Annotated in this window: 1 protein-coding gene; it reads left to right on the top strand. The window is 61.2% G+C overall.

Features of this window, described 5'->3' with window-relative positions; genetic code table 11:
- Positions 1-72: 72 nt before the first annotated feature.
- Positions 73-1,404, top strand: a complete 1,332-nt coding sequence (locus tag FJU31_RS19200; protein ID WP_150456154.1) for an IS4 family transposase — start codon at positions 73-75, stop codon at positions 1,402-1,404.
- Positions 1,405-1,415 lie beyond the last annotated feature (11 nt).

Below are 1,415 nucleotides of genomic sequence, written 5' to 3'. Positions count from 1 at the left end.
GCCGTAATGCTGTTCACTTAAGCAGCCGGGCCAATCAGAATCCGATGCCAGTCTTCTGGCATCGGATTTTTTGTGGCCGTCCAACAGCAATTGCTCGACCTTGGTGACCTGTTCAATTTCTCCGACCTGAGCACCTTCACCCAGAACATCCCGGTCGAGTGGGTATCCAGTGCGCTGGAACTGTCGGCGCAGGCCACGATCCGCAGGCGCAGGCTGCCCAGCGATCAGGTGCTGTGGCTGGTATTGGGTATGGCTCTGTTCCGCGATGAGCCGGTGCATGAGGTTGCCAGGCGGCTGAACATCTGTGCCCAAGGTCTTGCCTCGCTGGACCTGCCTGCGCGCAGCGGCATCAGCCAAGCGCGCACGCGGCTGGGAGCTGATCCGGTGGAGGGCCTTTTCCGCAAATGTGGGCAGCATTGGGGAACCGAGCGCTATCCCGACGATGATTGGCAGGGGCTGCAGGTACTGGCTGTAGACGGCGCTCTGCTGCGTACTGCAGATACGCCGGAACTGCGCGAACACTTTGGCTCCGGCAACACAGGGACCGAGCGCCAAACGCCCTATCCGCTGATGCGGCTGGTTGCGCTGATGAACGTGCGTTCGCATGTCATGCTCGACGCCCAGATCAGCCCCTATCGTCGGGGCGAGATGCGTCTGGCCGAGCACTTTCTTGAGAACATTCCAGATCGCTCAATCACCTTGCTGGACAAGGGTTTCTGGGGCGCGGACCTGCTGTTGAGCTTGGCCGGTGCTGGCAGTGAACGGCATTGGCTCACGCCCTCGCGCAGCACTCTGGTAGCCGAAGAGGTGGAGCGCTACAACGCGCATGATCGACTGCTGGAAATGCGCGTTTCCCCGCAGGCGCGAAAGAAGAACCCCGCGCTGCCCACGCACTGGCGGGTGCGTGAAGTGAGCTACGAGCATCGGGGCAAGCTGAAAACGGTGCTGACCTCGTTGCCGGCAGGAACGTACAACACAAAGGCCGTAGCCGAGCTTTATCAGGAGCGTTGGGAAATCGAACTGGGCTTTCGGGATATTAAAAGCTCGATGCAGCGCAATGCGGTGACCCTGCGCAGCAAGACCATCGAGCTGGTGTACCAGGAAGTCTGGGGCCTGTTGCTGGCGTACAACATCATCCGCCGCGAGGCGAGCCAGGCGGCCGTTGCCTACGGCCGCGCGCCCTCGGAAATACGCTTCAAACCCGCCTGCCACTACATCGCGGCACAGCTGATCGTCATGGCCGCAGCACAGCCGGCCTCTGCTACCGGCAGACGGTTATCTCAGCTGCGATCGGGGGTAGCCAGTCTCTTCCTGGAACACCGTCCTCGGCCGACGACGCCGAGGACGGTGAAGATTTCCAAGACCCGCTATCCGGTGGACCGTAAGGCTGCACCACTTAAGTGAACAGCATTACG

Source organism: Stenotrophomonas cyclobalanopsidis (assembly GCF_008710035.1).
GTDB classification, from domain to species: domain Bacteria; phylum Pseudomonadota; class Gammaproteobacteria; order Xanthomonadales; family Xanthomonadaceae; genus Stenotrophomonas; species Stenotrophomonas cyclobalanopsidis.
This window is presented reverse-complemented; position numbering and strand designations above follow the sequence as displayed.